The organism is Pseudomonas sp. HMSC065H01 (assembly GCF_001815235.1).
Taxonomy (GTDB): domain Bacteria; phylum Pseudomonadota; class Gammaproteobacteria; order Pseudomonadales; family Pseudomonadaceae; genus Pseudomonas; species Pseudomonas aeruginosa.
On record NZ_KV819932.1, the window covers coordinates 19,127 to 43,215 of the forward strand.

Consider the following 24,089-nt stretch of genomic DNA (forward strand, 5'->3'; position numbering starts at 1 on the left):
CCGAGACTAGGCGAGTGCTTCGATAAGCATCCAATACAAAAAAAATCATCGACGATAAGAAAAACAGATCGTAGAACCAGGTGCCTGCCATGGATCTCAGACAGCTTCGCTACTTCATCGCGGTCGCCGAGGAACTGCATTTCGGTCGCGCCGCGGCTCGCCTGTTCATCTCCCAGCCGGCGCTGAGCTTCGACATCAAGAAGCTGGAGGAACAGCTCGGAACCCAATTGCTGCTGCGCAACAACAAGTCGGTAAAGCTCACCGGCGCCGGCCAGGTCCTGCTGGTGGAAGCGCGCAACCTGCTGCTGCAGGCAGAGAAGGTGAAACGCCTGACCCAGCTATCCGCCGAGGGCGACGTCGGCCAACTGCGCGTCGGCTTCGTCAACTCCATGCTCTACCGCGGCCTGCCCAGGGCCATGTCCCGCTTCGAACGGGAGCACCCGAACATGGAGGTGGTGCTCGGCGAAATGAACAGCGCGGAGCAGGCCCAGGCGTTGCAGCGCGGGCAGATCGACCTGGGCTTCGTGCACTGGGGCAGGCTGCCGGCGGAAATCGTCTCCGAACCCTTGATCAGCGACCCGTTCCTCTGCTGCCTGCCCGCCGGGCACCGCCTGGCTGGCCAGGCGCGTCTGGACCTCGCCGAACTGCGCGACGAAGACTTCATCCTCTTCCCGCGCCATGTCTCCCCGCACTACCACGACCTGATCATCGCCCGCTGCGTGGACGCCGGCTTCAGCCCGCGCATCCGCCACGAGGCGCGCCTGTGGCAGACCGTCGCCGCCATGGTCGGTCTCGGCATGGGCGTCGCGCTGATCCCGGAGACCCTCTGCCTGGCCTGGCGGAACGAGGTGCGCTACCTGGAAATCGAGCCGGCCGGCGCGCGTTCGGAGATCCACGCGATCCTTCCGGCCAGCGAACCTTCCCGGGCGGCGCAGGCGTTCCTGGCGACGCTGAAGAGCGGCCTGGACGACGCCTGAGCGAGGGCTGACGGAAAACGTCGATATGGAATCCCTTATCGAGCCATAAGATTAAAAGACTATTGATTTGCGGGGGTGCCACCTAGACTCCGAGGCACCCGGGTCAACACCGACGCACGCTTTCCCTCCACGGAAACCAGCGTTTCCGCCCCGCCTTTCAGCGAAGGGCGGTAGGGCGCGGCGTGTCGGCGAGAACAACAATAAACAGGACTCGACCCATGCCGCGCACGCCCTCTCCCGAAGACGCCGACCTGCACAAGAAGGCCCGCAGGGCCGGTATCGCCTCCTTCATCGGCACCACCATCGAGTGGTACGACTTCTACATCTACGGCCTGGCCGCCGCCCTGGTGTTCGGCAAGGTATTCTTCCCCGCCGACATGGATCCGGGCCTGGCCACCCTGCTGTCCTTCGTCACCCTCTGGTCGGGCTTCATCGCTCGCCCGCTGGGCGGGATCATCTTCGGCCATCTCGGCGACCGCATCGGCCGCAAGACCACCCTGGTGATCACCCTGATCATGATGGGCATCGCCACGACCTGCATCGGCCTGTTGCCGGTCTATACGCAGATCGGCATCTGGGCGCCGATCTCCCTGGTGGCGCTGCGTATCGTCCAGGGCATCGCGGTCGGCGGCGAGTGGGGCGGCGCGATCCTGATCGCCAGCGAAAGCGCGCCCAAGGGCAAAGGCATCCTGTACGCCGCCTTCGCCCAGCAGGGCTCGCCCACCGGCAACCTGCTGGCGACCCTGGCGTTCTTCGCCCTCAGCGCCCTGCCCGCCTCGGACTTCATTCTCTGGGGCTGGCGCGCGCCGTTCCTGCTCTCCGCAGTGCTGGTCATCGTCGGCATGGTGATCCGCCTGAAGCTGGAGGAGTCGGAAGACATGAAGCGCGTGCTGGCGCAGAAGCGCACGGTGAAGCTGCCGCTCGCCGAGGTGCTGGGCAAGCACTGGAAGATCGTCCTGCTCGGCGCCGGCGTGCTGCCGATCATCCACGTCACCTACTTCAAGAGCACCTTCGCCCTCTCCTGGGCGACCAAGACCCTCGGCTACAGCCAGGGCACCTTCCTCAGCATCATCGTGGTCGCGCTGGTGGTGCAGTTCCTCAGCCAGCCACTGGGGGCGCTGCTCACTTCGCGCATCGACATGCGCAAGGCGGCATGCCTGATGGTGCTGCCGGAGTTTATCCTGATGCCGGCGATGTTCTTCGCCGTGGAAACCAAGGTCTACTGGATCGCCGCGGTCGGCATGTGCCTGGCCACGGTGCCGCACGCGATGTTCTACGGCGCGGTGGGCGGTATCCTCGCCCGAGCCTTCCCGGCGCGGGTGCGCTACACCGGCCTGTCGCTGGCCTACCAGCTCTGCTCGCTGCTGGTCGGCGGCGGTACACCGGTACTGGCCCAGTGGATTCTCAACAGTACCGGCAGCATCGTCGGCGTGGCCCTGGCCTCGGCCTGCTACGCGCTGGTCTCGCTGGCCTGTACCCTGGCCCTGTTGCGGATCACCGGATTCCACGCCAGCGACCTGTCGACCGCCGAGCGCGCCGACGCCGAGGACTTGCAGCGGCCCGCAGCGGTCGAGCGGGAACCGGTGTTGCGCGCCCCCGCCCGGCTTCTGGGCGGCGATCCCGGCTAGCCGGCAGCGCCCATGCGCCGCTCGTGCTCCAGCAACCAGCGCTTGCGCCACAGGCCACCGCCATAGCCGGTCAGGGAACCGTCCGAACCGATGACGCGGTGGCAGGGAATCACAATGGCGATCTGGTTGGCTCCGTTGGCGCGGGCCACAGCGCGCACCGACGACGGCGAGCCGATGGACCTGGCCAGCCCGGCGTAGCTCTGCGTGCTGCCGCACAGTACCTCGCGCAGCGCCTGCCAGACCGTGCGGGTGAAGGCCGAGGCGTTCAGCGCCAAGGGGGTCTGGAAGCGCACTGGAGTACCGCCGAAGTAGTCGGCGAGTTCCGCCTCGATCCTGTCGATGGAGGCGAAACGGCCGAAACCGATGCTCGATCCGCTGCTCTTCTGCAGGCGTTTCAGCTCCCCGCTCAACGCCGGGCGGTCGAAGAATTCCAGCAGGTGCAGGGCCTGCGCATCGGCCACCGCGAGCATGGCGCCGAGCGGGGTCTGCAGCCAGTCCGCCTTGAGCAGCTCGCGCCCGCGCAACTGCGACGGCGGCTCGCCCAGCAGGCGCGCGAAGGCGCTACGGAAGCCGCTGTCGGAGTCGAAGCTGGCATCCAGTTGCGCGTCGATCACCCGCGCGCCCGAGGACAGCCGCTCGGCGACCTGGCCAAGACGGCGCAAGCGAGCCATTTCCAGAAAGGTCACGCCGAACTCGCGCTTGAAGGCACGGCGCACAGTGGACGGGTCATAGCCCAGCGCCGCCAGGTCGTCTTCGAACCAGCGCCGCTGCGGTTGCCGACCGAGGCGCTGGAGCAGGTCGCTGACCAGCGGCCCCTGCGTGCCGAGCCGCTCCAGCGGCCGGCAACGCAGGCAGGGCCGGAAGCCGGCCTCGACGCAGCCCTTGATCGAATCGAAGAACAGGGTGTTCTCGCGCTTCGGCTTGCGCGCCGGGCAGGTCAGGCGGCAGAACACCCCGGTGCTCTTCACCCCGACGAAGGCGAAGCCATCGTAGGCGGGGTCGCGCGCCAACAGCGCGGCATACAGGGTGTCGTCATCGGGAAGGGGAAGGAACAACGCTGCATCGGACATGGCCGGCTCCGGAACCAGGGAGGCGATGGATAGCCACTCTAGGCCAGGAGCCTGCGCCTTGCCGCCGCGAAACGGGCGTCGATTCTTCTCAGCCCTCCTCGAAACGCATCTCCGGCGGCGGCTCGCGGAAACCGTGGGTGATCGCCGCCAGGTACACCGCGCCCAGCGCCAGCCAGCAGAGGCCGAGGATGATCGCCAGATGGTCGAGGCTGGCCATCAACCACAGGTCGGCGACCAGGCCGATGCCAGGGAATACCAGGAACAACAGGGTTTCCCGTGGACCGCGGCGCTCGGCGCCAAGGTAGTAGTGGAAGACCACCGACAGGTTGACCAGGCTGAAGGCGAGGAAGGCGCCGAAGTTAATGAACGAGGTGGAGGTGGTCACGTCCATCTGTAGCGCCAGCAAGGCCACCACACCGCACAGGACGATGCTGTTCACCGGCGTCTCGAAGCGCTTGCCGAGACGACCGAAGAACGGCCGCGGAAGGACGCCGTCGCGGCCCATGGCGAAGAGCAGGCGCGAGGCGCTGGCCTGGGCCGAGAGGCCGGAGGTGAACTGGCCGACGATCAGGCCGACCAGGAAGAAGGTCACGAACAGGTCGCCACCGATGTTGCGGGCGATCTCGTAGGCCGCCGAGTCCGCGCTATCGAAGGCGAACGACGGGTGCGCCAGTTGCACGAAGTACGAGGTGACGATGAAGATCAGCCCGCCCAGCAGGGTGATCAGCAGGATCGCCCGCGGGATGTTGCGCCGCGGGTCGCGGGTTTCCTCGGTCAGGGTGCTGACCGCGTCGAAACCGAGGAACGAGTAGCAGGCGATCGCCGCACCGCTCATCACCAGCGGTACCTGCAGGTCGCCACCGAGCAACGGTTGCAGCGACCATAGCGGCTTGCCCGGGTCGCCCAGCACGTAGTGCACGCAGAGCGCGACGAAGGCGCCGAGGACCAGGAACTGCACCAGCATCAGCAGGCCATTGACGTTCTTCGCCAGGCGCAGGCCGACGATGTTGATCGTCGTGGTCACGCCGATGAACGCCAGCACCCAGACCGCGTTGGGTACCGCGGGAAAGGCCGAGTGCAGGTAGGCGGCGCCGATCAGCCAGATCGCCATCGGCAGGAACAGGTAGTCGAGCAGCACCGCCCAGCCGGCGATGAAGCCAAGCCGGGAATCGATGGCCTTGCGCACGTAGGTATAGGCCGAGCCGGCCACCGGGAAGGCCGCGGCCATGCGCCCGTAGCTGAGGGCGGTGAAGAGCATCGCCAGGGAAGCGGCGATGTAGGCGGCGGGGACGTGTCCCTGGGTGGTCTCGGCGAGGATGCCGAAAGTCCCGAGGACGATGATGGGGGTCATGTAGGCGATGCCGAACAGCACCACGGAACCCAGCGACAGGGTGCGCTTGAGTCTGGCCATTACTGCTTACTCCGGAATTATCGTTTGTTATGGCAGTGGCCCGCAGCCGGCCGGGCCGCGGGGCGCAGGGGCCTCCCCTCACCTGGGAGACCGGCGGACGCTCGGGCGCCCATCGTTGTGCTACGGCTTTCCGGGCCGATCCTCGCCCGCTCGCTGGCGGGCGGAGGACGACGCGACGCTCCTGTCGCGCCGCGGTGAATCAGGGAATCAGCAGTTCGCGCAGGCCGTCCGGGTGCTCGCGGCGCTCGCCGGGCAGGACCAGGCGACGCTCTTCGAGGTAACGGTAATCCCGACGCGCATCCTGCAACCGGCCGAGGTCCAGTTCGACGATCTGCCGGCATTCTTCGCGCCCGGCCTCGCAGAGCAACTGGCCATAGGGATCGACCACCGCGCTGCCGCCGGCGAAGACCAGCCCGCCGTCGCCATGCCCGACGCGGTTGACCATCACCGCGTAGGCCTGGTTTTCCATGGCGCGGGCCATGATCGCAGTGCGATGGGTCGGGCCATAGGGGTCCATGTTGCCATTGGTCACGATGATCAGTTCCGCACCCAGTTGGCCGAGGGCCCGCGCGCTTTCCGGGAACTCGATGTCGAAGCACACCAGCAGGCCGACCCGGATGCCGTTCCACAGGGCGGTGGCGTAGCGGTCGCCAGGCGTGAAGATGCCGCGGTCGGAGGCCCACAGGTGGGTCTTGCGGTATTTCAGGGCGATGCCGTCGGGAGCGATCAGCAGGGTGGTGTTGTAATAGCGGCCGGCGTCCGCCTCGGCGATGCCGATCGCCACCGAAACGTTACGTTCACGGGCGACGCGCTGCACCGCGCTGACCGTCGGGCCGTCGAGCGGCTCGGCGAGGGCGGCGATGTTGTCTTCGCTGGGGAAGCCGGTCAGGTGGGTTTCCGGGAACACCACCAGTTCGGTGTCCGCCGCACAGTCGGCGATGGCCGCCAGGGCGCGTTCCAGGTTGTGCACGGTGTCGCCATCGCGACCGGCGATCTGGACGAGTTCGACTTTCATCGGAATTCCTTGTTGTTCTCGGCGCTGTTCGGCACGCGCGCTGTTCGTATGCAGGGGTCGGCACAGTATGCTTGGCGTTCCCCGCGCCGATAATTACGTCCGAGGGTTAACCCAACAGGGGTAGAAGATGAGTTTCACCTTGCAGGACATCGCCTGGCACCGCTCCGTCGGGCAACTGGTCGAGGCGCTGGATGCGCCGGACTTCTGGATTCGCCTGGTACGCCTGCTCGAACAGTACGTTCCGTTCGACAGCTGGGTGGCCCTGCTGTTCAGCCAGGGCCGGCCACAGGTGTTCGCCGAATGCCCGGGCGCCGACGGCGGGCCGGATCCGCTGTTCCAGGACTACCTGCGAGGCCTCTACCTGCTCGACCCGTTCTACATCGCCAGCCGCGAGAACCCGTGCAGCGGCCTGTTCCGTCTGGCCGACGTGGCACCGGAATGCTTCGAGCAGACCGATTACTACCAGCGTTACTTCCGCCTCAACGTGGTGGCCGATGAAATCCAGATCAACGTCCAGCTCTCCGGCGAACGCACCCTCTGCCTGTCGCTCGGCTCGCGGCGCCGCTTCACCCCCGAGCAACTCGCCGTGCTCGGTCTGGTGCGGCCCTGGGTGGCCGGGCTGATGCGCCAGCGCCTGGCCTTCGAGGACGAAGTGTTGAACAGCCCCGCGGCGCCGGAGCCGGGCTGGCAGGGTTCGCTGGAGAAGGTCGCGGAGCAGATGGGCACGCCGCTGACGGCGCGCGAACTGGAGGTCGGCAGGCTGATGCTCAGCGGCTGCTCGAGCAAGGAGATCGCCCGCAAGCTGGCGATCTCGGCGGAAACCGTGAAGGTCCACCGCAAGCACATGTACGGCAAGCTCGGCATCAAGTCGCAGTCCGAGCTGTTCGGCCTGTTCCTCCAGGCCCAGGGCTGACGGGACGGGCGACCGTCCCGTCGCCGCTCAGCGGCGCTTGATCTTCGGCTTCGGCCGGCCCTGCACGCACTTGAAGCGCGGATTCGACTTGCAGATCACGTAGAGCCGGCCACGGCGCTTCACCACCTGGCAATCGCGATGGCGCAGCTTGGCCTGTTTCAGCGAGGCGAGGACTTTCATCAGGCCCCCTTGCCGCCGACGAAGCCGGCGAAACGCTTGTTGAACCCGGCCACGCGGCCTTCGCTCTTGGTCTTGCGCTGTTCGCCGGTGTAGACCGGGTGCGAGGCGCTGGAAACGTCCAGCGTCACGTAGGGATAGGTCTTGCCGTCGGTATGGGTATGGGTCTTGTCGGTCTCCGCGGTGGAGCCGATCAGGAAGTACACGTCGGCCGAGGTGTCATGGAACAGGACGGGACGGTATTCGGGATGGATGCCGGGTTTCATGGGGATGCCTCCTACATAATGTTATATAGTTACATATTACTCCGATAAGAATAATTCGCAACTCCGGAAAGAGTTCCCGGCGACCATTCGGCTGCTCGACCATCCAGACACAATTATTAGCTTGCTTTCTATCCCCGTTTGTTTCCCATAATCAGCGCTTGGTTAGCGCGGGGGGAACCCGTCGTAGACGCCTCGAAGAAGGTGACTACCATTTTGAACCGAAGCCTGAAGATTGGAGACATGATGAATCTGTCGCTACTCAGTCGCTATGCGTTTTTCGCCTGTATCGCCCTGTTCACCTTGCTCAGCCTGCCGTTCCTCGGCAGCACCGAATGGCTTTGGCCGTTCACCCTCCTGGGCGTGGCCCTGAGCCTGCTCGGCCTGTTCGACCTGATCCAGACGCCCCACGCGGTGCGCCGCAACTATCCGATCCTGGGCAACATCCGCTATCTGGTGGAAGGCATCCGCCCGGAGATCCGCCAGTACCTGCTGGAAGCCGACGGCGACGCCCTGCCCTTCTCCCGCGCCCAGCGCTCGCTGGTCTACTCGCGGGCGAAGAACGAAAGCTCGGAGAAGCCCTTCGGCACCCTGATCGACGTGTACACCGCAGGCTACGAATTCATCAGCCACTCGATGCGTCCGGCGCCGCTCAGCGATCCCTGCGAGTTCCGCGTCGACATCGGCGGGCCGCAATGCAGCAAGCCGTACTCCGCTTCGCTGTTCAACGTCTCGGCGATGAGTTTCGGCGCCCTCAGCGCCAACGCCATTCGCTCGCTGAACCGTGGCGCGCAGATGGGCAACTTCTACCACGACACCGGCGAGGGCAGCATCAGCCCCTATCACCGCGAGAACGGCGGCGACCTGGTCTGGGAACTGGGCAGCGGCTACTTCGGGTGCCGCACCCGCGATGGCAAGTTCGACCCTGAGCGCTTCGCCGCCCAGGCCCTCGACCCGCAGGTGAAGATGATCGAGATCAAGCTCAGCCAGGGCGCCAAGCCGGGACACGGCGGTATCCTGCCCAAGCACAAGGTCACCCCCGAGATCGCCGCCACCCGTGGCGTGCCGATGGGTGAGGATTGCGTTTCGCCGTCGCGCCACAGCGCCTTCTCCACGCCGATCGAGCTGATGCAGTTCATCGCCCAGCTGCGCGAACTGTCCGGCGGCAAGCCGGTCGGCTTCAAGTTCTGCCTGGGCCATCCATGGGAGTTCATGGGCATCGCCAAGGCCATGCTGGAGACCGGCATCCTCCCCGACTTCATCGTCGTCGACGGCAAGGAAGGCGGCACCGGCGCGGCGCCGCTGGAGTTCACCGACCATATCGGCGTGCCGCTGCGCGAAGGCCTGCTGTTCGTCCACAACACCCTGGTCGGCCTCAACCTGCGCGACAAGATCAAGGTCGGCGCCAGCGGCAAGATCGTCAGCGCCTTCGATATCGCCAGCGTCCTGGCCACCGGCGCGGATTGGGCCAACTCGGCGCGCGGCTTCATGTTCGCCATCGGCTGCATCCAGTCGCAGAGCTGCCATACCAACAAGTGCCCGACCGGCGTCGCCACCCAGGACCCGCTGCGCCAGCGCGCGCTGGTGGTGCCGGACAAGGCCGAGCGGGTGCGCAACTTCCATCGCAACACCCTCAAGGGCCTGGCCGAGATGCTCGCCGCGGCGGGCCTGGAACATCCCTCGCAGCTCGAAGCCAAGCACCTGGTGCGACGCATCACCGACACCGAGATCCGCCTGTTCTCGCAGCTGCACTACTTCCTCAAGCCGGGCGAACTGCTTTCCGGCAAGATCGAGGGCGAGTTCTACGAGCGCATGTGGAACATGGCGCGGGCCGACAGCTTCGACGCGGCGGCCTGAGCCGCCGCCCTCGCACGCAAGAAAAAGCCGGAGGCATCGCTGCCTCCGGCTTTTTCATGTCCGCGTAGATCAGCCCAGCAGGATGGTCGCCCAGGTCACGGTGATCACGGTGAGGGCCACGAACTGCGCGGCGCTGCCCATGTCCTTGGCATTCTTCGACAGAGGGTGGCGTTCCAGCGAGACGCGGTCGACGGTGGCCTCGATCGCCGAGTTGAGCAGCTCGACGATCAGCGCCAGCAGGCACACCGCGATCATCAGCGCGCGTTCGCCGCGACTGACGTCGAGGAGGAAGGCCACCGGGATCAGCACCACGTTGAGCAGCACCAGTTGGCGGAAGGCGGCTTCACCGCGGAAGGCGGCGAGGAAACCTGCGAGGGAATAGCCGGTGGCGTTGAGGATACGCTTGAGGCCGGTCTGGCCTTTGAAGGGGGAAGGCGACACGTCGGGTTCTCATCGATTCGGAAGGCCGGCAGTCTAGCCGCCGGCTGGTCAAAAAAGCGTTAAGCCGTCTCTCAATGAGAAGCGGGAACCGTCTCCATTTGTTGCAGCAGCAGCGCGGCCTGGGTCCGGGTGCGCACGTTGAGCTTGCGGAAGATCGCCGTGACGTGGGCCTTCACCGTCGCCTCGGAAACGTTCAGGTCGTAGGCGATCTGCTTGTTCAGCAACCCTTCGCAGACCATGGTGAGTACCCTGAATTGTTGCGGGGTGAGGCTGGCGAGCCCGGCGCTGGCGGCCTTGGCCTCCTCGCTGAGGGCTTCGGCGGCGGCATCCTGCGGCGGCCACCAGGTGTCCCCGTCGAGCACCGCGCGCACCGCCTGCTGCAGGGTTTCCAGCGGACTGGACTTGGGAATGAAGCCGCTGGCGCCGAACTCGCGGGAGCGCTGCACCACCGCGGCCTCCTCCTGTGCCGAGATCATCACCACCGGCACCTGCGGGTATTGCCCGCGCAACAGCACCAGGCCGGAGAAGCCATAGGCCCCCGGCATGTTGAGGTCCAGCAGGACCAGATCCCAATCGGCCTTCTCGTTCAGCCGCGCTTCCAGTTCGGCGATGCTGGCGGCTTCCACCAGGCGCACGTCGGGGCCCAGCCCGAGGGTGAGGGCCTGGTGCAAAGCGCTGCGAAACAGGGGGTGATCGTCGGCGATCAGGATCTCGTAAGAAGCCATGACATGTCCTAGTTTGTTCGGCCCAGCCGAGGCGGCGCTCAGGATGCCGACCGAGGGCGGACCGGTCAAGCCGAATGAGGGATACCTCGTACACCGCGTTCGTCTTTTCAAACACCCCGGCTTGCTGGCAGAGTGGCGGACCCTCCCCGCCCCGTCGAGCGAGCCATGCGAAGCCAAGCCCTGCGTGCCGATGTCCTGATGCTGATCACCGCCATGATCTGGGGGGTGTCGTTCGTCGCCCAGCGCCTGGGGATGGACGCCATCGGGCCGTTCCTCTATACCGGCCTGCGCTTCGTCCTCGGTGCCCTGGTGCTGGTGCCACTGCTGATGCTGCGCTCGCGACGCGACGGCGCGCAACCCTTCAATCGCGGACAGTTGCTCGCCGGTGTGATCCTCGGCGTCGCCCTGACCACCGGGATCAACCTGCAGCAGGTCGGCCTGCTGTTCACCAGCGTGACCAACTCCGGCTTCATCACCGGGCTCTACGTGATCGTCGTGCCGTTGCTCGGCCTGCTGTTCGGCCAGCGCACCGGCGCGGGCACCTGGCTGGGGGCGTCGCTGGCGGTGCTCGGCATGGCCCTGCTGAGCATCGGCCCGGGCTTCCAGGTCGCCTCCGGCGACTGGCTGCAACTGGCCGGCGCGGTGGTCTGGGGCGCGCACGTCCTGCTGGTAGGCCTGTTCGCCAGCCGCTACGACCCGATCCGCCTGGCCTTCCTGCAGTTCGCCACCTGCGCGGCGGTCAGCCTGCTGCTGGCACTGGTCTTCGAGGAAATCCACTGGGACGCCATCGTCCAGGCCGGTCCCGCCCTGCTATACGGCGGCCTGCTCGGCGTCGGCACCGGCTTCACCCTGCAGGTGGTGGCGCAGAAGCACGCCATCGCTTCCCATGCGGCGATCATCCTGTCCCTGGAAGCGGTGTTCGCCGCCATCGCCGGCGCCCTGTTCCTCGCCGAGACCCTGCACCTGCGCGGCTATTTCGGTTGCGCGCTGATGCTGGCGGGCATGCTGGTGGCGCAGTTGTGGCCGCGCAAGCTCGCCGCCGAAGCGCGCCCGGCCTGACACTCAGCCACGGAACGGCGCCAGGGCACGGTGCGCCGGGCTGGCCTCGTCCAGCGGAATGTGCCGCTTGGCGCCCAGGTAGCGCTCGCTGAACACCTCCAGGTAGGCGCCGAGCGCCTCGCCCGCGGCCTCGTCGCCAGCCAGCTCCAGGCACAGCGCCGCCACTTCGGCGGTGCACAGGTGCTCGCCACGGGTCGAGCGACGCAGGCGATAGCGCGAGAGCTGCTCGGGCAGCAGGCTGAGCACCGGGAACGGCTCCAGGTAGGGACTCTTGCGGAACATCTTGCGCGCCTCGGTCCAGGTCGCGTCGAGCAGGATGAACAGCGGTCGCTTGCCCTCCACCAGCGGGGCGACCTCGTTCACCACCCGCTCCGCCGCCACGTATTCGCCGGGGAACACCAGGTATGGCTGCCACTGCGGGTCGGCCAGCAACTCCAGCAGGCGCGGGTCGACCTCGGTGCGCGACCAGCCGAAGGCGAAGGTGTCGGCCACGGTATCGGCGATCAGCCAGCCGGTGTTGGTCGGTTTCAGCGCCTCGATGTCGTGCATGACCAGGCACATGCCGGCGCGCGCCTCGACCCGCGGCCGCCAGGCGCACATGCAATAGCTCGGCAGCAGCCGACAGCCTTCGCAGCGCGGCATGCGCGAACCGCGCGCGACGAAGGGTTTCAGGCTGCGCGCCAGGCGCTCCTGGCGCAAGCGGGAAACGGCATGGCTCATCGGGCAGGCTCCCGATACGGAAAGGACGGGCGAAGGAACATCGAAGACTCGAGGAAACGGGCTGGAAAGCGACCGCGAAATTCTATCAGAGCCCGCGTGGCTCCTGCTTTGTCGGACAACTTCCGAGGCCGCGAAAAAAAATTCTTCACAGGGGCCTCAGACGTCTAGTTAGAGCGGGATGCGATCCCTATAATCCGCCCCCTTTTTCGACACCGGGCAGCCGGCTCCGCCCGCTGACCTTACTGCCTCTCCAGACGAGTGACGCCCCCCTTGCTCGAGATCCGCAACGTGACCCGCCGCTTCGGCGACTTCACCGCCGTCGACAATGTCAGCCTGACGATCAACACCGGCGAATTCTTCACCCTCCTCGGCCCTTCCGGGTGCGGCAAGACCACCCTCCTGCGCATGCTCGCCGGCTTCGACCAGCCGGACAGCGGCGAGATCCGCCTCAACGGCCAGGACCTCGCCGGCGTCGAGCCGGAGAAGCGCCCGGTGCATACGGTGTTCCAGAGCTACGCGCTGTTCCCGCACATGAGCGTGGCGCAGAACATCGCCTTCCCGCTGAAGATGGCCGGAGTGGCGAAGAGCGAGATCGACGCCCGCGTCGAACAGGCCCTGAAGGACGTGCGCCTGGCGGACAAGGGCGGGCGCATGCCGACACAGCTTTCCGGCGGCCAGCGCCAGCGCGTGGCGATCGCCCGCGCGCTGGTCAACCGGCCGCGCCTGCTGCTGCTCGACGAACCGCTGTCGGCGCTGGACGCCAAGCTGCGCGAAGAAATGCAGATCGAACTGATCAACCTGCAGAAGGACGTCGGCATCACCTTCGTCTATGTCACCCACGATCAGGGCGAAGCCCTGGCGCTGTCGCACCGCATCGCGGTGATGAACCAGGGCCGGGTGGAGCAACTGGACGCCCCGGAAACCATCTACAGCTTCCCGCGCAGTCGTTTCGTCGCCGACTTCATCGGCCAGTGCAACCTGCTCGACGCCACGGTCGAGGCGGTCGACGGCGAACGCGTGCGCATCGACCTCAGGGGCCTGGGCGAGGTCCAGGCGCTGAAATCCTTCGACGCCCAGCCCGGCGAGGCCTGCGTGCTGACCCTGCGGCCGGAGAAGATCCGCCTGGCGCAGAGCGTCACCGCCGACAGCGACGAGGTGCACTTCCGCGGTCGCGTCGCCGAACTGCTCTACCTGGGCGACGTGACCCTGTACATCGTCGAACTGGAGAACGGCGAGCGCCTGGAAACCCTGCTGCCCAACGCCACGCCCGGCCGAGCCAAGTTCTTCGAGGTGGGCGACGCGGTGGAAGCCGCCTGGCGCTTCGATGCCGGCCATCTGGTCAGGGCCTGAGACGATGAGAAAGAACCTCGGCAAGTGGCTGCTGGTCTGGCCGCCGCAAGCGTATCTGCTGTTCTTCTTCCTGGTTCCGGCGCTGATCATGCTGTTCGCCTCGTTCCGCTTTCCCGGCGACTACGGCGGCCTGGCGCCCTGGATGTACAGCGAGGACGGGCAGACCGTCTACGACCTCAGCGTGGAGAACTACACCCGGCTCACCGAGAGCTGGGTGTACCTGCAACTGTTCGTCAAATCCTTCGGCTACGCCCTGGTCACCACCCTGGCCTGCCTGCTGCTCGCCTACCCGGTGGCGACCACCCTCGCCCGGGCCCCGGCGAAGTGGCGCAACCTGCTGATCCTGCTGGTGATCCTGCCGTTCTGGAGCAACCTGCTGGTACGCGTCTACGCCTGGATGATCATCCTCTCGCCGTCCGGTGCCCTGACCCGCGGGATCAACGCCGCACTGGACCTGTTCGGCGCGCAGCCGATCAGCCTGATGTTCACCCCGTTCGCGGTGATCCTGTGCATGGTCTACGTGCACCTGCCGTTCATGATCCTGCCGCTCTACGCCAACCTGGAGAAACACGACCCGGCCCTGCTGGACGCCGCCCAGGACCTCGGCGCCGGTCGTTGGCAACGCTTCTGGCGGGTGACCTTCCCGCTCTCGCTGCCGGGCGTGGCCGCCGGCGCGGCACTGGTATTCATCCCGGTGCTGGGAATGTTCGCCATCCCCGACCTGGTCGGCGGTACCGACGGCATCATGATCGGCAACCTGATCAAGAGCCAGTTCCTCGACTCCCGCGACTGGCCGTTCGGCAGCGCGCTGTCGATCGCCCTGACCGGCTGCATCCTGCTGCTGGTCGCCCTCGGCATGGGCGCCGCGCGCGCCCGCAAGGGAGGCGCCCATGCGTAGGCCCTACCTGCTCTGGAGCGCCACCGCGCTGGTGTACCTGTTCCTCTACGTACCGCTGGTGATCGTGGTGCTGTACTCCTTCAACGACTCGCGGCTGAACGCCGAGTGGGTGGGCTTCACCCTGGACTGGTACCGCAAGCTGTTCGGCAACCGCGACATGCTCCAGGCCGCCGCCAACTCGCTGGTCATCGCGCTGGTTTCGGCCAGCGTGGCGACCCTGCTCGGCACCCTCGCCGGGGTCGCCCTGCATCGCTTCAAGCTGCGCGTGCTGCCCCTGCTGGTGCTGACCCCGATCGCCATTCCGGAACTCCTGATGGGGGTCTCGCTGGTGATCTTCTTCATCGGCCTGAACATGAGCCTGGGCATGCTCTCGGTGACCCTCGCGCACATCACCTTCTCGGTCGGCTTCGTCGCCCTGGTGGTGCAGGCGCGCATGTCGGGCATGGACGAAAGCCTCACCGAGGCGGCCCGCGACCTCGGTGCCACGCCCTGGCAGAGCTTCCGCCTGGTGACCCTGCCGCTGATCATGCCGGGCATCGTCGCCGGCGCGCTGATGGCCTTCACCCTGTCCATCGACGACTTCGTGATCACCTTCTTCACCGCCGGCGGCGGCTTCGCCACCCTGCCGACGCAGATCTACACCATGATCAAGATCGCCGTGACGCCCGAAGTGAACGCCGTCTCCACCCTGCTGATGCTGCTCACCCTGGTGCTGATCGTGATCGCCTCGAAACTCTCCCCCAGCGCCATCAAGGGCCATTGATCCGCCGAAACCCGCGGGCCTCCCGGAGAGGCCCGCGGCCTTGCCCTGCTCCGGTTTCCGGAGCCCTGCCACCCCGTAACAAGGAACCATGATGAAAAAGCTGTTGCTCGTCGCAACCCTCATGGCAGGAGCCGCCCAGGCCACCGCCGCCGAGAAGCTGTATCTGTTCAACTGGAACGACTACATCGCCGAGGACACGCTGAAACGCTTCGAGCAGCAATGTGGCTGCGAGCTGGTGCAGGAGTTCTATTCCGGCACCGAGGAAATGATGGCCAAGCTGGCCGCCGGGGCCAGCGGCTACGACGTGATCATCCCGACCCAGAACGCGGTCGAGGCGCTGATCCGCAAGGGCGACCTGCTGGAGCTGGACAAGAGTCGCCTGGCGAACCTGAGCAACGAGGCCGCGGGCTACCTCGACAAGGATTTCGACAAGGGCAACCGCTATTCCCTGCCCTACGCCTTCACCACCACCCTGGTCGGCTACAACAAGACCGAGCTGGACAAGCTGGGCATCGACCCCGCCGACTGGTCGGTGATCTTCGACCCGGCGGTCCTGGAGAAGATCAAGGGCAGGGTCACGGTGATGGACGACCCGCAGGAACTGTTCGGCGCCGCCCTGAAGTACCTCGGTCACTCCGCCAACGACACCGACCCGCAGCACTGGAAGGAAGCCCAGGCGCTGATCCTCGCGGCCAAGCCGTACTGGGCCGCGTTCAACTCGTCGAGCTATATCAAGGAGCTGACCCTGGGCAACATCTGGGTCGCCCATGGCTACTCCAGCGACATGTACCAGGCCAGGGCCGACGCGGAGGCTGCCGGCCGCGCCTTCAAGGTCGACTTCGCCCTGCCCCGCCAAGGTGCGGTGCTGGCCATCGACAACATGGTGATCCACAAGGGCTCGAAGAACCCTGACCTGGCCTACCGCTTCATCGACTTCATGCTCGACGGTCGGAACGCTTCCGAGCTGACCAACCAGATCGGTACCGGCACGCCCAACGCCGCCGCCCTGCCCTTCATCAAGCCGGAAATCAAGACGCTCGCCGCCCTGTTCCCGGACGCCACCACCCAGGCCAGGCTGGAGCCGCTGAAGGACCTGAACTCGCGCCAGCGACGCGCCCTGAACAAGCTCTGGACAGAGATCAAGCTGCGCTGATCCGCACCGCTATCGACGAAAGGGCGACCCTCGGTCGCCCTTTTGCGTTTCCGTGCCCCGCACCGAACGCGGTAACATGGCACCCATTCGCCACCGTCCGTCCCGGGAATGGGCCGACGGAAACAATTCGCCCCCTCCATCGGTCGAATCCGCTTATTGCCCCAGGAGATCTTCGATGTCGCGCTTCATGGCCCTTGCCCTTTGTTTCGTCCTGCCCACCGCCGCCCATGCCGCCTCGCTCAAGGATTTCGAACTGAGCAAGATGCTGGAGAAAGTGGCCAAGGAAAGCAGCGTAGGCACTCCCCGCGCCATCAACGAAGACATCCTCGACCAGGGCTACACCGTCGAAGGCAACCAGTTGATCAATCACCTCAGCGTACGCGCCAGCCACGCCGAGCGCATGCGCTCCAACCCGGACAGCGTGCGCAGCCAGCTCGGCGATAGCGTGTGCAGCAACACCGGCTATCGCCAGTTGCTCGCCCGCGGCGCGATCCTCACCTACAGCTTCACCGAGTACAAGACCAACCAGCCGGTCGCCACCGAACGCTTCGATGCCGGCAGCTGCCGCATCCAGGGCAAGAAGTAAGCGCGCCGCGCGGTCGCCATGCTGGACAAGCAGCATCTGCTGAAGATCGCCAGGACGCCGATGCCGTTCGGCAAGTACCAGGGACGGATGCTGGTCGACCTGCCGGAGGAGTACCTGCTGTGGTTCTACAAGAAAGGCTTCCCGCCTGGTGAACTCGGGCGGCTGATGCAGTTGACCCTGGAACTGAAGATCGACGGGCTGGACGGGCTGCTCAAGCCGCTTCGTCCCCCCGCTCCGTAGGCGAATGACGTCGCCGACGCTATCCGCCGACACCCTGCCCACACCCTGCCTTCGCCAGACACCCGCCCCCGTTCGGCAGGGCGAATAACGCCACAGACGTTATCCGCCGATACGCAGCCGAACTCAGCGCAACAACGCCGGATCGCCCTTGCCGGCCACCGCCGCCGCTTCCTCCGGAGTCAGCAGCGCGGTGCGCGGCACCTCCATCAAGCGGGCGCAAGCCGCCAGCACGTTGCCCCAGCAGGCGCGGTTGGCGAACTGCATGCCCGCCTCGTCGAGGGTGCCGCCGCGGTTGCGATAGCCGAGTACCGAGGTGCGCCGGGCATCCGGCAGGATCGGCCAAAGATGACCGCGCGCCACTTCCGCGCGCATATGGGTGAGTAGCACGCGGCGCTCATGGCTATCCGGGAACAGTCGTTCCACCAGCGCCTCGTCGGCCACCGCCTCGACCTCCCAGCGATCGCGCGGCGCGCGGAAGCGTCCCGGCTCCTGCAGGTAGACCAGCCGGTAGGCCTGCCCGGCCTCGGCCAGGCGCTGCGCGGCGCGGCGCATCTGTTCGAGCTGGTAGCTGCCGTTGGCGATCAGCAGCAGCGGATCGGAGCCGCAGCGCTCCTCGACCAGGATCGCGCCGTCGCGGGCCAGGCGCTCGGCCTGGACGGCGTCGAACACCATCGGCCGGTCGCGCTTGGGGATCACCAGGCAGGCCAGTTGGCCCCGGCTGCGGTAGATCGTCGGTAGCAGCGCCAGGGCGCTGTTGTGATCGGCCGGGAAGAGCACCCGGACCATGTCGCTCATCTCGCCAAGCAGGGCCTCGCAGAAGGTGGTGTCCTGGTGCGACTGCTGGTTCTTGCCGTTCTCCCAGGTATGCGAAGTAGCGACCAGCGGCCAGCCCAGCCAGCCGGCCGGACGCCCGACTTCCTTCTGCTGGCGGGCGAAGATCAGGGTCTGGCGCACCGCGCCGAGCATCTTCACGCAGAACGCCTCGTAGCTGGCAACCAGGTTGAGTCCGCCCTGGTTGGCCAGGCAGGCGGACACCACCGCCTCCTCGTTGAGCGCGGTGATGACCCGACCGCTCACCGATTCCAGTTCGCTCTCCGGCTCGCTGACCCGATGCTTGAGCGCCTTGAGCACGCCGCCGAGGCGGTTGCTGGCCAATTCGTCGGGATTGCCGACCCGGGCGCGCAGGTCGGGGTTGGCCTCCACCAGTTCGGTATAGAAGCGGTCCAGCGCGGCCATCGGCGAGCAGGCGTCGTCGCGATAGCGCAGCGGCGGGATGATCGGTTCGATGGGATGGCGCAGGGCCAGCGGGTTGTCCCGTTCGAGGGGACGCTCGCCGCGCTGCTCGGCGAACAGCCGGCGGGCCAATTCGAGAGCCTCAGGCTCGACCCAGAGTTCGTTTGCATGCTGGTTGAACAGTTGCCGGGCCTGTTCGTCGTTATGCGGATTGCCCGGCAGCGGCAGGTTGTGCGCGGCGTTGTTGCCGGCGCCATAGAAGCCGAAGCCCTTGACCGTCTCGGCGATGCCGTAGGGAATCGGCAGCGGGTAGCGGAGGATGCCGCTGTTCTTCTCCTGCACGCGCCGCTCCAGGCGCTGCTCCATCTCCCAGAGCGTACAGACGAAGGCGGCCGGGTCGCGCCCATCGAAGCTGATCGGATCGAAGCCGCAGCGGCGCAGGTGCAGCTTGAAGCCCTCCAGCCCCTCATGGGTGCCCAGTTCGGTGCGCTGCTCGATGCGCCGGCCATTGGCGATCATCACCGGCAGCGCCGCCCCGCAATCCTCGGCTCGCCACCAGCGCGGAATCCAGTCGCTGCCGCGCTGTTCCTCGGCGGCACCATCGGAGAGGAACGCCACCAGGGTCTCGCCGGGCAGCGGCATGTGCGCGTACTGCAATTCGGCGAAGCCGAGGTAGCCGCCCTCGGCGATACCGCCGGCGGTATGCGGATTCACGTGGCTGCCCAGTGGCGCCGCCGGTGCGCCGTTGGGGGCCTGGGCGTAGCCGTAGAAGTCCTGCAGCAAGCGGTTCAGCCCTTCCTCGCCGTCGGCATAGGCGCGCTCCTGCTCCGGGTGCAGGTTGCCGGTGAGGACGTTCAGCGCGTCGATGGCGGCCACGCAATGGCCCTGGCCCATCAGCCAGGCGCGAGTCTTGCCGGTCAGGACGTTGAGTGCCAGATAGCCGGCGTAGGCCGGGACCATGTTCAGGGCTCCGCCGGTGTGGCCCTCGGGCTGTGTCTTGAAATCCTCGGCCTGCAACGGCTGGCCGTCCAGGCGGATGCGCCGGGCGTAGGTCATGTGCACGACGATGCGCAGGGCGCTGGCGGTCAGCCGGTCGAGGGCGCGGAACAGTTGGTAGACGCTGGCCAGGTCCGGTTGCAGCCCGGCTTGGACCAATTGATGAGCGGTGCGGAACACGGCGGCGCGGGTCTCTGCGCTATGCTGGAGCGGACCATGGCCTTGCAGCCACGCGGCAAACGCCGGCTCGGCCGCCGCATGGGCAAGCAACTCGTCCTGACTGGGCAGAATCTGACTCATGGTGGGTAGCCTCCCTAGTGGTGCCTTGCAGTCTAGGCAGCACACGGCAAAGGGCGCTGACCTGCATCAAGCTCCCCGCCCCCGATTCGTTCACCCTGGCCCTGTACGAAGGTTCCATGGCATTCCACGATCCCCGAAAGGTATCGGGGTGTCGACAGAGCTCTGACGGAGGAGGCTCGATGGCATCACTGACGTTTCTAGGCGCCGCCCAGGAGGTCACTGGCTCCTGTTATCTGCTGGAAACCCTCGATGGCGTGAAGGTCCTGCTCGAATGCGGCATGCGCCAGGGGCGCCGCGAAGCCGACAACGGCAACCGCGCGCCCTTCCCCTTCGATCCCGCGAGCATCGACGCGGTGGTCATCTCCCACGCCCACCTGGACCACAGCGGCCTGCTGCCGCGCCTGGCGGCCGAGGGCTTCAAGGGCCCGATCTTCGCCACCGAGGCCACCTGCGAACTGCTGGAACTCATGCTGCTGGACTCCGCGCACATCCAGGAAAAGGACGCCGAGTGGGAGAACCGCTGGCGCAACCGGATCGGCAAGCCGAGCATCAAGCCGCTGTATACCCAGGCCGACACCGAACGCGCGCTCAAGCTGCGCCGGCCGATCAGCCTCGGCAGCACCGTGGCGGTCGCTCGTGGCGTGCGGGTGACCTTTCACAACGCCGGGCACATCCTCGGCTCGTCGATCGTCGAAGTGCAATTCCACGACCAGGTGCAACCGCGCCGCCTGGTGTTTTCCGGCGACCTCGGCAACACCTGCTCGCCGTTGATGCGCGCGCCCTCGCCGCTGAGCCGGGCCGACGTGGTGATGCTCGAATCCACCTATGGCGATCGCGATCACCGCGACAGCAACGACACCCTGGAGGAACTGGCGGCGATTCTCGACCAGGCGCACCGCGACGGCGGCAACGTGCTGATCCCGTCGTTCGCCGTCGGCCGCACCCAGGACCTGCTCTACTACCTCGGCCGCTTCTACCAGGAGGGCCGCCTGCCGCAACAGGCGGTATTCCTCGACAGCCCGATGGCCGCCCGTGCCAATGGCATCTACCTGCGCCACAGCAACGAGTTCGACGACCGCGACCGCGAGTACATTCGCGGCACCGGCACCACCCGCCTGGAGGAATGGCTGCCGGTGCTGCGCGTCACCCGCAGCGCCGACGAGTCGATGGCGATCAACCGGATCAAGAGCGGCGCGGTCATCATCGCCGGCAGCGGCATGTGCACCGGCGGCCGTATCGTCCATCACTTCAAGCACAACCTCTGGCGCCCGGAATGCCATGTGGTATTCCCCGGCTTCCAGGCGCGCGGCACCCTGGGCCGCAACATCGTCGACGGCGCCAGCGCGGTTCGCGTGTTCCACCAGCGCATCGCGGTCAAGGCGCAGATCCATACCCTCGGCGGCTTCTCCGCCCACGCCGGGCAATCGCAGCTGCTCGACTGGGTCGGTCACTTCGCCCACCGTCCAGCGCTATACCTGATACATGGCGAGCGGGAAAAGATGGAAGCGCTGCAGGGCGCGATCCGCGAGCGTCTCGACTGGGATGCCGAGATACCGGAGCCCGGCGAACGCATCGAGATCTGAGCCGCCGTCCGCAACTGTCACGCAGTCCGTGGCAGTATGCGGATGACCGCCTGTCCAGGGTGGTTGTAGAAGGAGTATGCGAATGCCCTACGAAGCCGATGACTATCTTTCCCGGCACTTCCAGACCAGCGGCACCGACCTGGCGCGGAAGGTCGACGAACTGGCGGCCCTTGCGGCTCCCGGCGACAGCCCCAATCTCGCGCTCTACCGCGAGATGCTCTTCACCGTGACGCGCATGGCCCAGGCCGACCGCAACCGCTGGGACGCCAAGATCATGTTGCAGACCCTGCGCGAGATGGAGCATGCCTTCAGCGTCCTCGAGCAGTTCAAGCGGCGACGCAAGGTCACCGTGTTCGGCTCGGCGCGCACGCCAGTCGAACATCCGGTCTATGCCCTGGCGCGCAAGTTGGGCGAGGAACTGGCCCGCTACGACCTGATGGTGATCACCGGCGCCGGCGGCGGCATCATGGCCGCCGCCCACGAAGGCGCCGGGCTGGAGAACAGCCTGGGCTTCAACATCACCCTGCCCTTCGAGCAGCACGCCAACCATACGGTGGACGGCAGCGGCAACCTGCTGTCGTTCCACTTTTTCTTCCTGCGCAAGCTGTTCTTCGTCAAGGAAGCCGACGGCCTGGTGCTCTGCCCCGGCGGCTTCGGCACCCTAGACGAGGCACTGGAAGTGCTGACCCTGGTACAGACCGGCAAGAGTCCGCTGGTGCCGATCGTGCTGCTCGACCAGCCGGGCGGCCGCTACTGGGAACACGCCCTGGAGTTCATGCAGGAACAGTTGCTGGAGAATCACTATATCCTGCCGGCCGACATGCGCCTGATGCGCCTGGTGCATTCGGCCGAAGACGCGGTGAAGGAAATCGCCCAGTTCTACCGCAACTTCCACTCCAGCCGCTGGCTGAAAGGCACTTTCGTGATTCGCCTGAACCACGCCCTGAACGAAGCCGCGCTGGCGCACCTGCACGAACACTTCGCCAGCCTCTGCCTGAGCGGCGGCTTCCAGCAGCAGGCCTACAGCGAGCAGGAACAGGACGAACCGGAGTTCCGCAACCTGACCCGCCTCGCCTTCGTGTTCAACGGGCGCGACCAGGGGCGGCTGCGGGAATTGCTGGACTACATCAACCTGCCGGAAAACTGGGACTGAAGCTGCCGCTCCGGCACGCGCTCAATCGTCGCTGCGGCCGTTCAACAGGCGGCTGATCGACTCCATGGAGTAACCCCGGTACGCCAGGAAGCGGCCCTGCTGGGCCTTTTCCCTGGCGTCCTGCGGCAGGCGGGCGAACTTGCGGCGCCAGACCTCACGCAATTGCGCACTCCAGTCGACCTCGCAGGCACCCAGCGCCCTTTCGATATCGGCGCGCGGCAGACCGCGCTGCGCCAGTTCCTCACGGATGCGCAACGGCCCATGGCCGCTACGGGCGCGACTGGCGATGAAGCTTTCGAGATAGCGGGATTCGTCGAGCAGACCTTCCTCGGCCAGGCGGTCGAGGGCAGGATCGATCAACTCGGCAGACGCGCCACGCTGGCGCAACTTGCGGGAAAGCTCGGCGCGCCCGTGCTCACGGCGCGCCAGCAGATCCATGGCCGCCCGCCGCACGGCGACGGGCGTATCGAGCACGATCGCCATTGGCCTCAATCGGCTTCGGCGTCAGCCACTTCTTCGGCGTCGGCCTTCACCGGGCCGCTCTTGGCCAGCAACTGGTCGCGAATGGTCTTCTCCAGTACCGAACCGATTTCCGGATTGTCTTCCAGGTACTTGGCGGCGTTCGCCTTGCCCTGGCCGATCTTGCTGCCCTGGTAGCTGTACCAGGCGCCGGACTTCTCGACCAGGCCCAATTGCACGCCCAGATCGATGATCTCGCCGGTACGGTAGATGCCCTTACCGTAGAGGATCTGGAACTCGGCCTGGCGGAACGGCGGGGAAACCTTGTTCTTCACCACCTTGACGCGGGTTTCGCTACCCACCACCTCGTCGCCTTCCTTCACCGCGCCGGTACGACGGATGTCCAGGCGGACCGAGGCGTAGAACTTCAGTGCGTTACCGCCGGTGGTGGTTTCCGGGTTGCCGAACATGACGCCGATCTTCATGCGGATCTGGTTGATGAAGATGACCAGGCAGTTGGCGTTCTTGATATTGCCGGTGATCTTGCGCAGCGCCTGGGACATCAGGCGTGCCTGCAGGCCGACGTGGGCGTCGCCCATCTCGCCTTCGATCTCGGCCTTGGGTACCAGCGCGGCCACGGAGTCGACGATGATCACGTCGACCGCGTTGGAGCGCACCAGCATGTCGGTGATTTCCAGGGCCTGCTCGCCGGTGTCCGGCTGGGAGACCAGCAGGTCGTCGACGTTGACGCCCAGCTTGCCGGCATAGTCGGGATCGAGCGCGTGCTCGGCGTCGACGAAGGCACAGGTGGCGCCCTGTTTCTGGGCCTCGGCGATCACCGAGAGGGTCAGGGTGGTCTTGCCCGAGGATTCCGGACCGTAGATCTCGACGATCCGGCCCTTGGGCAGGCCGCCGATGCCGAGGGCGATGTCCAGACCCAGGGAGCCGGTGGAGATGGCCGGGATCGCCTGGCGCTCATGGTCGCCCATGCGCATGACCGCGCCTTTGCCGAATTGGCGTTCGATCTGTCCCAGGGCCGCGGCCAGGGCGCGCTTCTTGTTCTCGTCCATTGAAGTCCTCGCGAAGTCAGGGCGGCCGGACGGCCACGAACAACTGTAT

At 66.4% G+C, this 24,089-nt stretch carries 24 protein-coding genes; 13 read left to right on the forward strand and 11 right to left on the reverse strand.

What is annotated here, in order from left to right; genetic code table 11:
• Positions 1 to 89 precede the first annotated feature (89 nt).
• The gene (locus HMPREF3014_RS27505; RefSeq protein ID WP_003092195.1) at positions 90 to 977 is read left to right on the forward strand and encodes a LysR family transcriptional regulator; all 888 of its coding nucleotides are present in this window, start codon (positions 90 to 92) and stop codon (positions 975 to 977) included.
• 218 nt (positions 978 to 1,195) lie between these two features.
• The gene (locus HMPREF3014_RS27510; RefSeq protein WP_003098472.1) at positions 1,196 to 2,605 is read left to right on the forward strand and encodes an MFS transporter; all 1,410 of its coding nucleotides are present in this window, start codon (positions 1,196 to 1,198) and stop codon (positions 2,603 to 2,605) included.
• On the opposite strand, the gene HMPREF3014_RS27515 is transcribed toward HMPREF3014_RS27510, so the two are convergent.
• From HMPREF3014_RS27515 to HMPREF3014_RS27525, 3 genes are all read right to left on the reverse strand, one after another.
• Complete coding sequence (locus HMPREF3014_RS27515) at positions 2,602 to 3,675, reverse strand: bifunctional transcriptional activator/DNA repair enzyme AdaA (protein ID WP_004351355.1); 1,074 nt, start codon at positions 3,673 to 3,675, stop codon at positions 2,602 to 2,604. The genes HMPREF3014_RS27510 and HMPREF3014_RS27515 overlap by 4 nt on opposite strands.
• Before the next feature lie 88 nt (positions 3,676 to 3,763).
• Complete coding sequence (locus HMPREF3014_RS27520; protein ID WP_003109706.1) at positions 3,764 to 5,086, reverse strand: APC family permease; 1,323 nt, start codon at positions 5,084 to 5,086, stop codon at positions 3,764 to 3,766.
• Between the two features lie 199 nt (positions 5,087 to 5,285).
• Positions 5,286 to 6,101 carry a carbon-nitrogen hydrolase family protein gene (locus HMPREF3014_RS27525; protein ID WP_009313553.1) on the reverse strand — a complete coding sequence of 272 codons (816 nt, stop codon included), beginning with the start codon at positions 6,099 to 6,101 and terminating at the stop codon, positions 5,286 to 5,288.
• Between the two features lie 127 nt (positions 6,102 to 6,228).
• Here HMPREF3014_RS27525 and HMPREF3014_RS27530 point away from each other — a divergent pair, with 127 nt between their 5' ends.
• Complete coding sequence (locus HMPREF3014_RS27530; protein ID WP_003092207.1) at positions 6,229 to 7,014, forward strand: helix-turn-helix transcriptional regulator; 786 nt, start codon at positions 6,229 to 6,231, stop codon at positions 7,012 to 7,014.
• A gap of 27 nt (positions 7,015 to 7,041) precedes the next feature.
• On the opposite strand, the gene ykgO is transcribed toward HMPREF3014_RS27530, so the two are convergent.
• Positions 7,042 to 7,194: a type B 50S ribosomal protein L36 gene (gene ykgO / locus HMPREF3014_RS27535; RefSeq protein ID WP_003092209.1), complete on the reverse strand. Its 153-nt coding sequence runs from the start codon at positions 7,192 to 7,194 to the stop codon at positions 7,042 to 7,044.
• Positions 7,194 to 7,457, reverse strand: coding sequence for a type B 50S ribosomal protein L31 (locus HMPREF3014_RS27540; protein WP_003092213.1), 264 nt, complete (start codon positions 7,455 to 7,457; stop codon positions 7,194 to 7,196). The genes ykgO and HMPREF3014_RS27540 overlap by 1 nt, the downstream gene beginning before the upstream one ends.
• Positions 7,458 to 7,700: 243 nt before the next feature.
• Here HMPREF3014_RS27540 and HMPREF3014_RS27545 point away from each other — a divergent pair, with 243 nt between their 5' ends.
• Positions 7,701 to 9,311 carry an FMN-binding glutamate synthase family protein gene (locus tag HMPREF3014_RS27545; RefSeq protein WP_003092223.1) on the forward strand — a complete coding sequence of 537 codons (1,611 nt, stop codon included), beginning with the start codon at positions 7,701 to 7,703 and terminating at the stop codon, positions 9,309 to 9,311.
• A 69-nt stretch (positions 9,312 to 9,380) separates the two neighbouring features.
• On the opposite strand, the gene HMPREF3014_RS27550 is transcribed toward HMPREF3014_RS27545, so the two are convergent.
• Together HMPREF3014_RS27550 and erdR are read right to left on the reverse strand one after the other, a co-directional pair.
• Positions 9,381 to 9,752 carry a diacylglycerol kinase gene (locus HMPREF3014_RS27550; RefSeq protein WP_003092226.1) on the reverse strand — a complete coding sequence of 124 codons (372 nt, stop codon included), beginning with the start codon at positions 9,750 to 9,752 and terminating at the stop codon, positions 9,381 to 9,383.
• 71 nt (positions 9,753 to 9,823) lie between these two features.
• Positions 9,824 to 10,477: a response regulator transcription factor ErdR gene (gene erdR / locus HMPREF3014_RS27555; RefSeq protein ID WP_003092229.1), complete on the reverse strand. Its 654-nt coding sequence runs from the start codon at positions 10,475 to 10,477 to the stop codon at positions 9,824 to 9,826.
• Positions 10,478 to 10,609: 132 nt separating this feature from the next.
• On the opposite strand from erdR, the gene HMPREF3014_RS27560 reads away from it, so the two are divergent.
• The gene (locus tag HMPREF3014_RS27560; RefSeq protein ID WP_003119360.1) at positions 10,610 to 11,536 is read left to right on the forward strand and encodes a DMT family transporter; all 927 of its coding nucleotides are present in this window, start codon (positions 10,610 to 10,612) and stop codon (positions 11,534 to 11,536) included.
• Between the two features lie 3 nt (positions 11,537 to 11,539).
• Here the strand turns inward: HMPREF3014_RS27560 and HMPREF3014_RS27565 are convergent, their stop codons facing one another.
• Positions 11,540 to 12,256 (reverse strand): tRNA-uridine aminocarboxypropyltransferase, encoded by a 717-nt coding sequence (locus HMPREF3014_RS27565; RefSeq protein ID WP_003098478.1) that lies wholly within the window; start codon positions 12,254 to 12,256, stop codon positions 11,540 to 11,542.
• A 258-nt stretch (positions 12,257 to 12,514) separates the two neighbouring features.
• Between HMPREF3014_RS27565 and HMPREF3014_RS27570 the strand changes: the two genes are divergently transcribed.
• The 6 genes from HMPREF3014_RS27570 to HMPREF3014_RS27595 all read left to right on the forward strand — a co-directional run bounded on the left by HMPREF3014_RS27570 (position 12,515) and on the right by HMPREF3014_RS27595 (position 17,246).
• Positions 12,515 to 13,606: an ABC transporter ATP-binding protein gene (locus tag HMPREF3014_RS27570; RefSeq protein ID WP_003119359.1), complete on the forward strand. Its 1,092-nt coding sequence runs from the start codon at positions 12,515 to 12,517 to the stop codon at positions 13,604 to 13,606.
• Between the two features lie 4 nt (positions 13,607 to 13,610).
• The gene (locus tag HMPREF3014_RS27575; RefSeq protein WP_003092241.1) at positions 13,611 to 14,504 is read left to right on the forward strand and encodes an ABC transporter permease; all 894 of its coding nucleotides are present in this window, start codon (positions 13,611 to 13,613) and stop codon (positions 14,502 to 14,504) included.
• Positions 14,497 to 15,267, forward strand: coding sequence for an ABC transporter permease (locus HMPREF3014_RS27580; RefSeq protein WP_003092244.1), 771 nt, complete (start codon positions 14,497 to 14,499; stop codon positions 15,265 to 15,267). Before HMPREF3014_RS27575 ends, HMPREF3014_RS27580 begins: the two co-directional genes overlap by 8 nt.
• Before the next feature lie 88 nt (positions 15,268 to 15,355).
• Positions 15,356 to 16,420 carry a polyamine ABC transporter substrate-binding protein gene (locus HMPREF3014_RS27585; protein WP_003113877.1) on the forward strand — a complete coding sequence of 355 codons (1,065 nt, stop codon included), beginning with the start codon at positions 15,356 to 15,358 and terminating at the stop codon, positions 16,418 to 16,420.
• A 175-nt stretch (positions 16,421 to 16,595) separates the two neighbouring features.
• A complete protein-coding gene (locus tag HMPREF3014_RS27590; protein WP_003092248.1) occupies positions 16,596 to 17,006 on the forward strand; it encodes a quorum-sensing-regulated virulence factor family protein in 411 nt (136 codons plus the stop codon).
• Positions 17,007 to 17,024: 18 nt separating this feature from the next.
• Positions 17,025 to 17,246 carry a DUF3820 family protein gene (locus HMPREF3014_RS27595; RefSeq protein WP_003092249.1) on the forward strand — a complete coding sequence of 74 codons (222 nt, stop codon included), beginning with the start codon at positions 17,025 to 17,027 and terminating at the stop codon, positions 17,244 to 17,246.
• Between the two features lie 123 nt (positions 17,247 to 17,369).
• On the opposite strand, the gene HMPREF3014_RS27600 is transcribed toward HMPREF3014_RS27595, so the two are convergent.
• Entirely contained in the window at positions 17,370 to 19,775 is a 2,406-nt protein-coding gene (locus HMPREF3014_RS27600; protein WP_003119357.1) for a phosphoketolase family protein, read from the reverse strand.
• Between the two features lie 179 nt (positions 19,776 to 19,954).
• On the opposite strand from HMPREF3014_RS27600, the gene HMPREF3014_RS27605 reads away from it, so the two are divergent.
• Positions 19,955 to 21,358, forward strand: a complete 1,404-nt coding sequence (locus HMPREF3014_RS27605; protein WP_003098484.1) for an MBL fold metallo-hydrolase RNA specificity domain-containing protein — start codon at positions 19,955 to 19,957, stop codon at positions 21,356 to 21,358.
• A gap of 82 nt (positions 21,359 to 21,440) precedes the next feature.
• Positions 21,441 to 22,511 carry an LOG family protein gene (locus HMPREF3014_RS27610; RefSeq protein ID WP_004345445.1) on the forward strand — a complete coding sequence of 357 codons (1,071 nt, stop codon included), beginning with the start codon at positions 21,441 to 21,443 and terminating at the stop codon, positions 22,509 to 22,511.
• A gap of 21 nt (positions 22,512 to 22,532) precedes the next feature.
• Here the strand turns inward: HMPREF3014_RS27610 and recX are convergent, their stop codons facing one another.
• Both recX and recA read right to left on the reverse strand, forming a co-directional pair.
• Positions 22,533 to 22,994: a recombination regulator RecX gene (gene recX, locus HMPREF3014_RS27615; RefSeq protein ID WP_003098485.1), complete on the reverse strand. Its 462-nt coding sequence runs from the start codon at positions 22,992 to 22,994 to the stop codon at positions 22,533 to 22,535.
• A gap of 5 nt (positions 22,995 to 22,999) precedes the next feature.
• Positions 23,000 to 24,040, reverse strand: a complete 1,041-nt coding sequence (gene recA, locus HMPREF3014_RS27620) for a recombinase RecA (protein WP_003092260.1) — start codon at positions 24,038 to 24,040, stop codon at positions 23,000 to 23,002.
• Between the last annotated feature and the right edge of the window lie 49 nt (positions 24,041 to 24,089).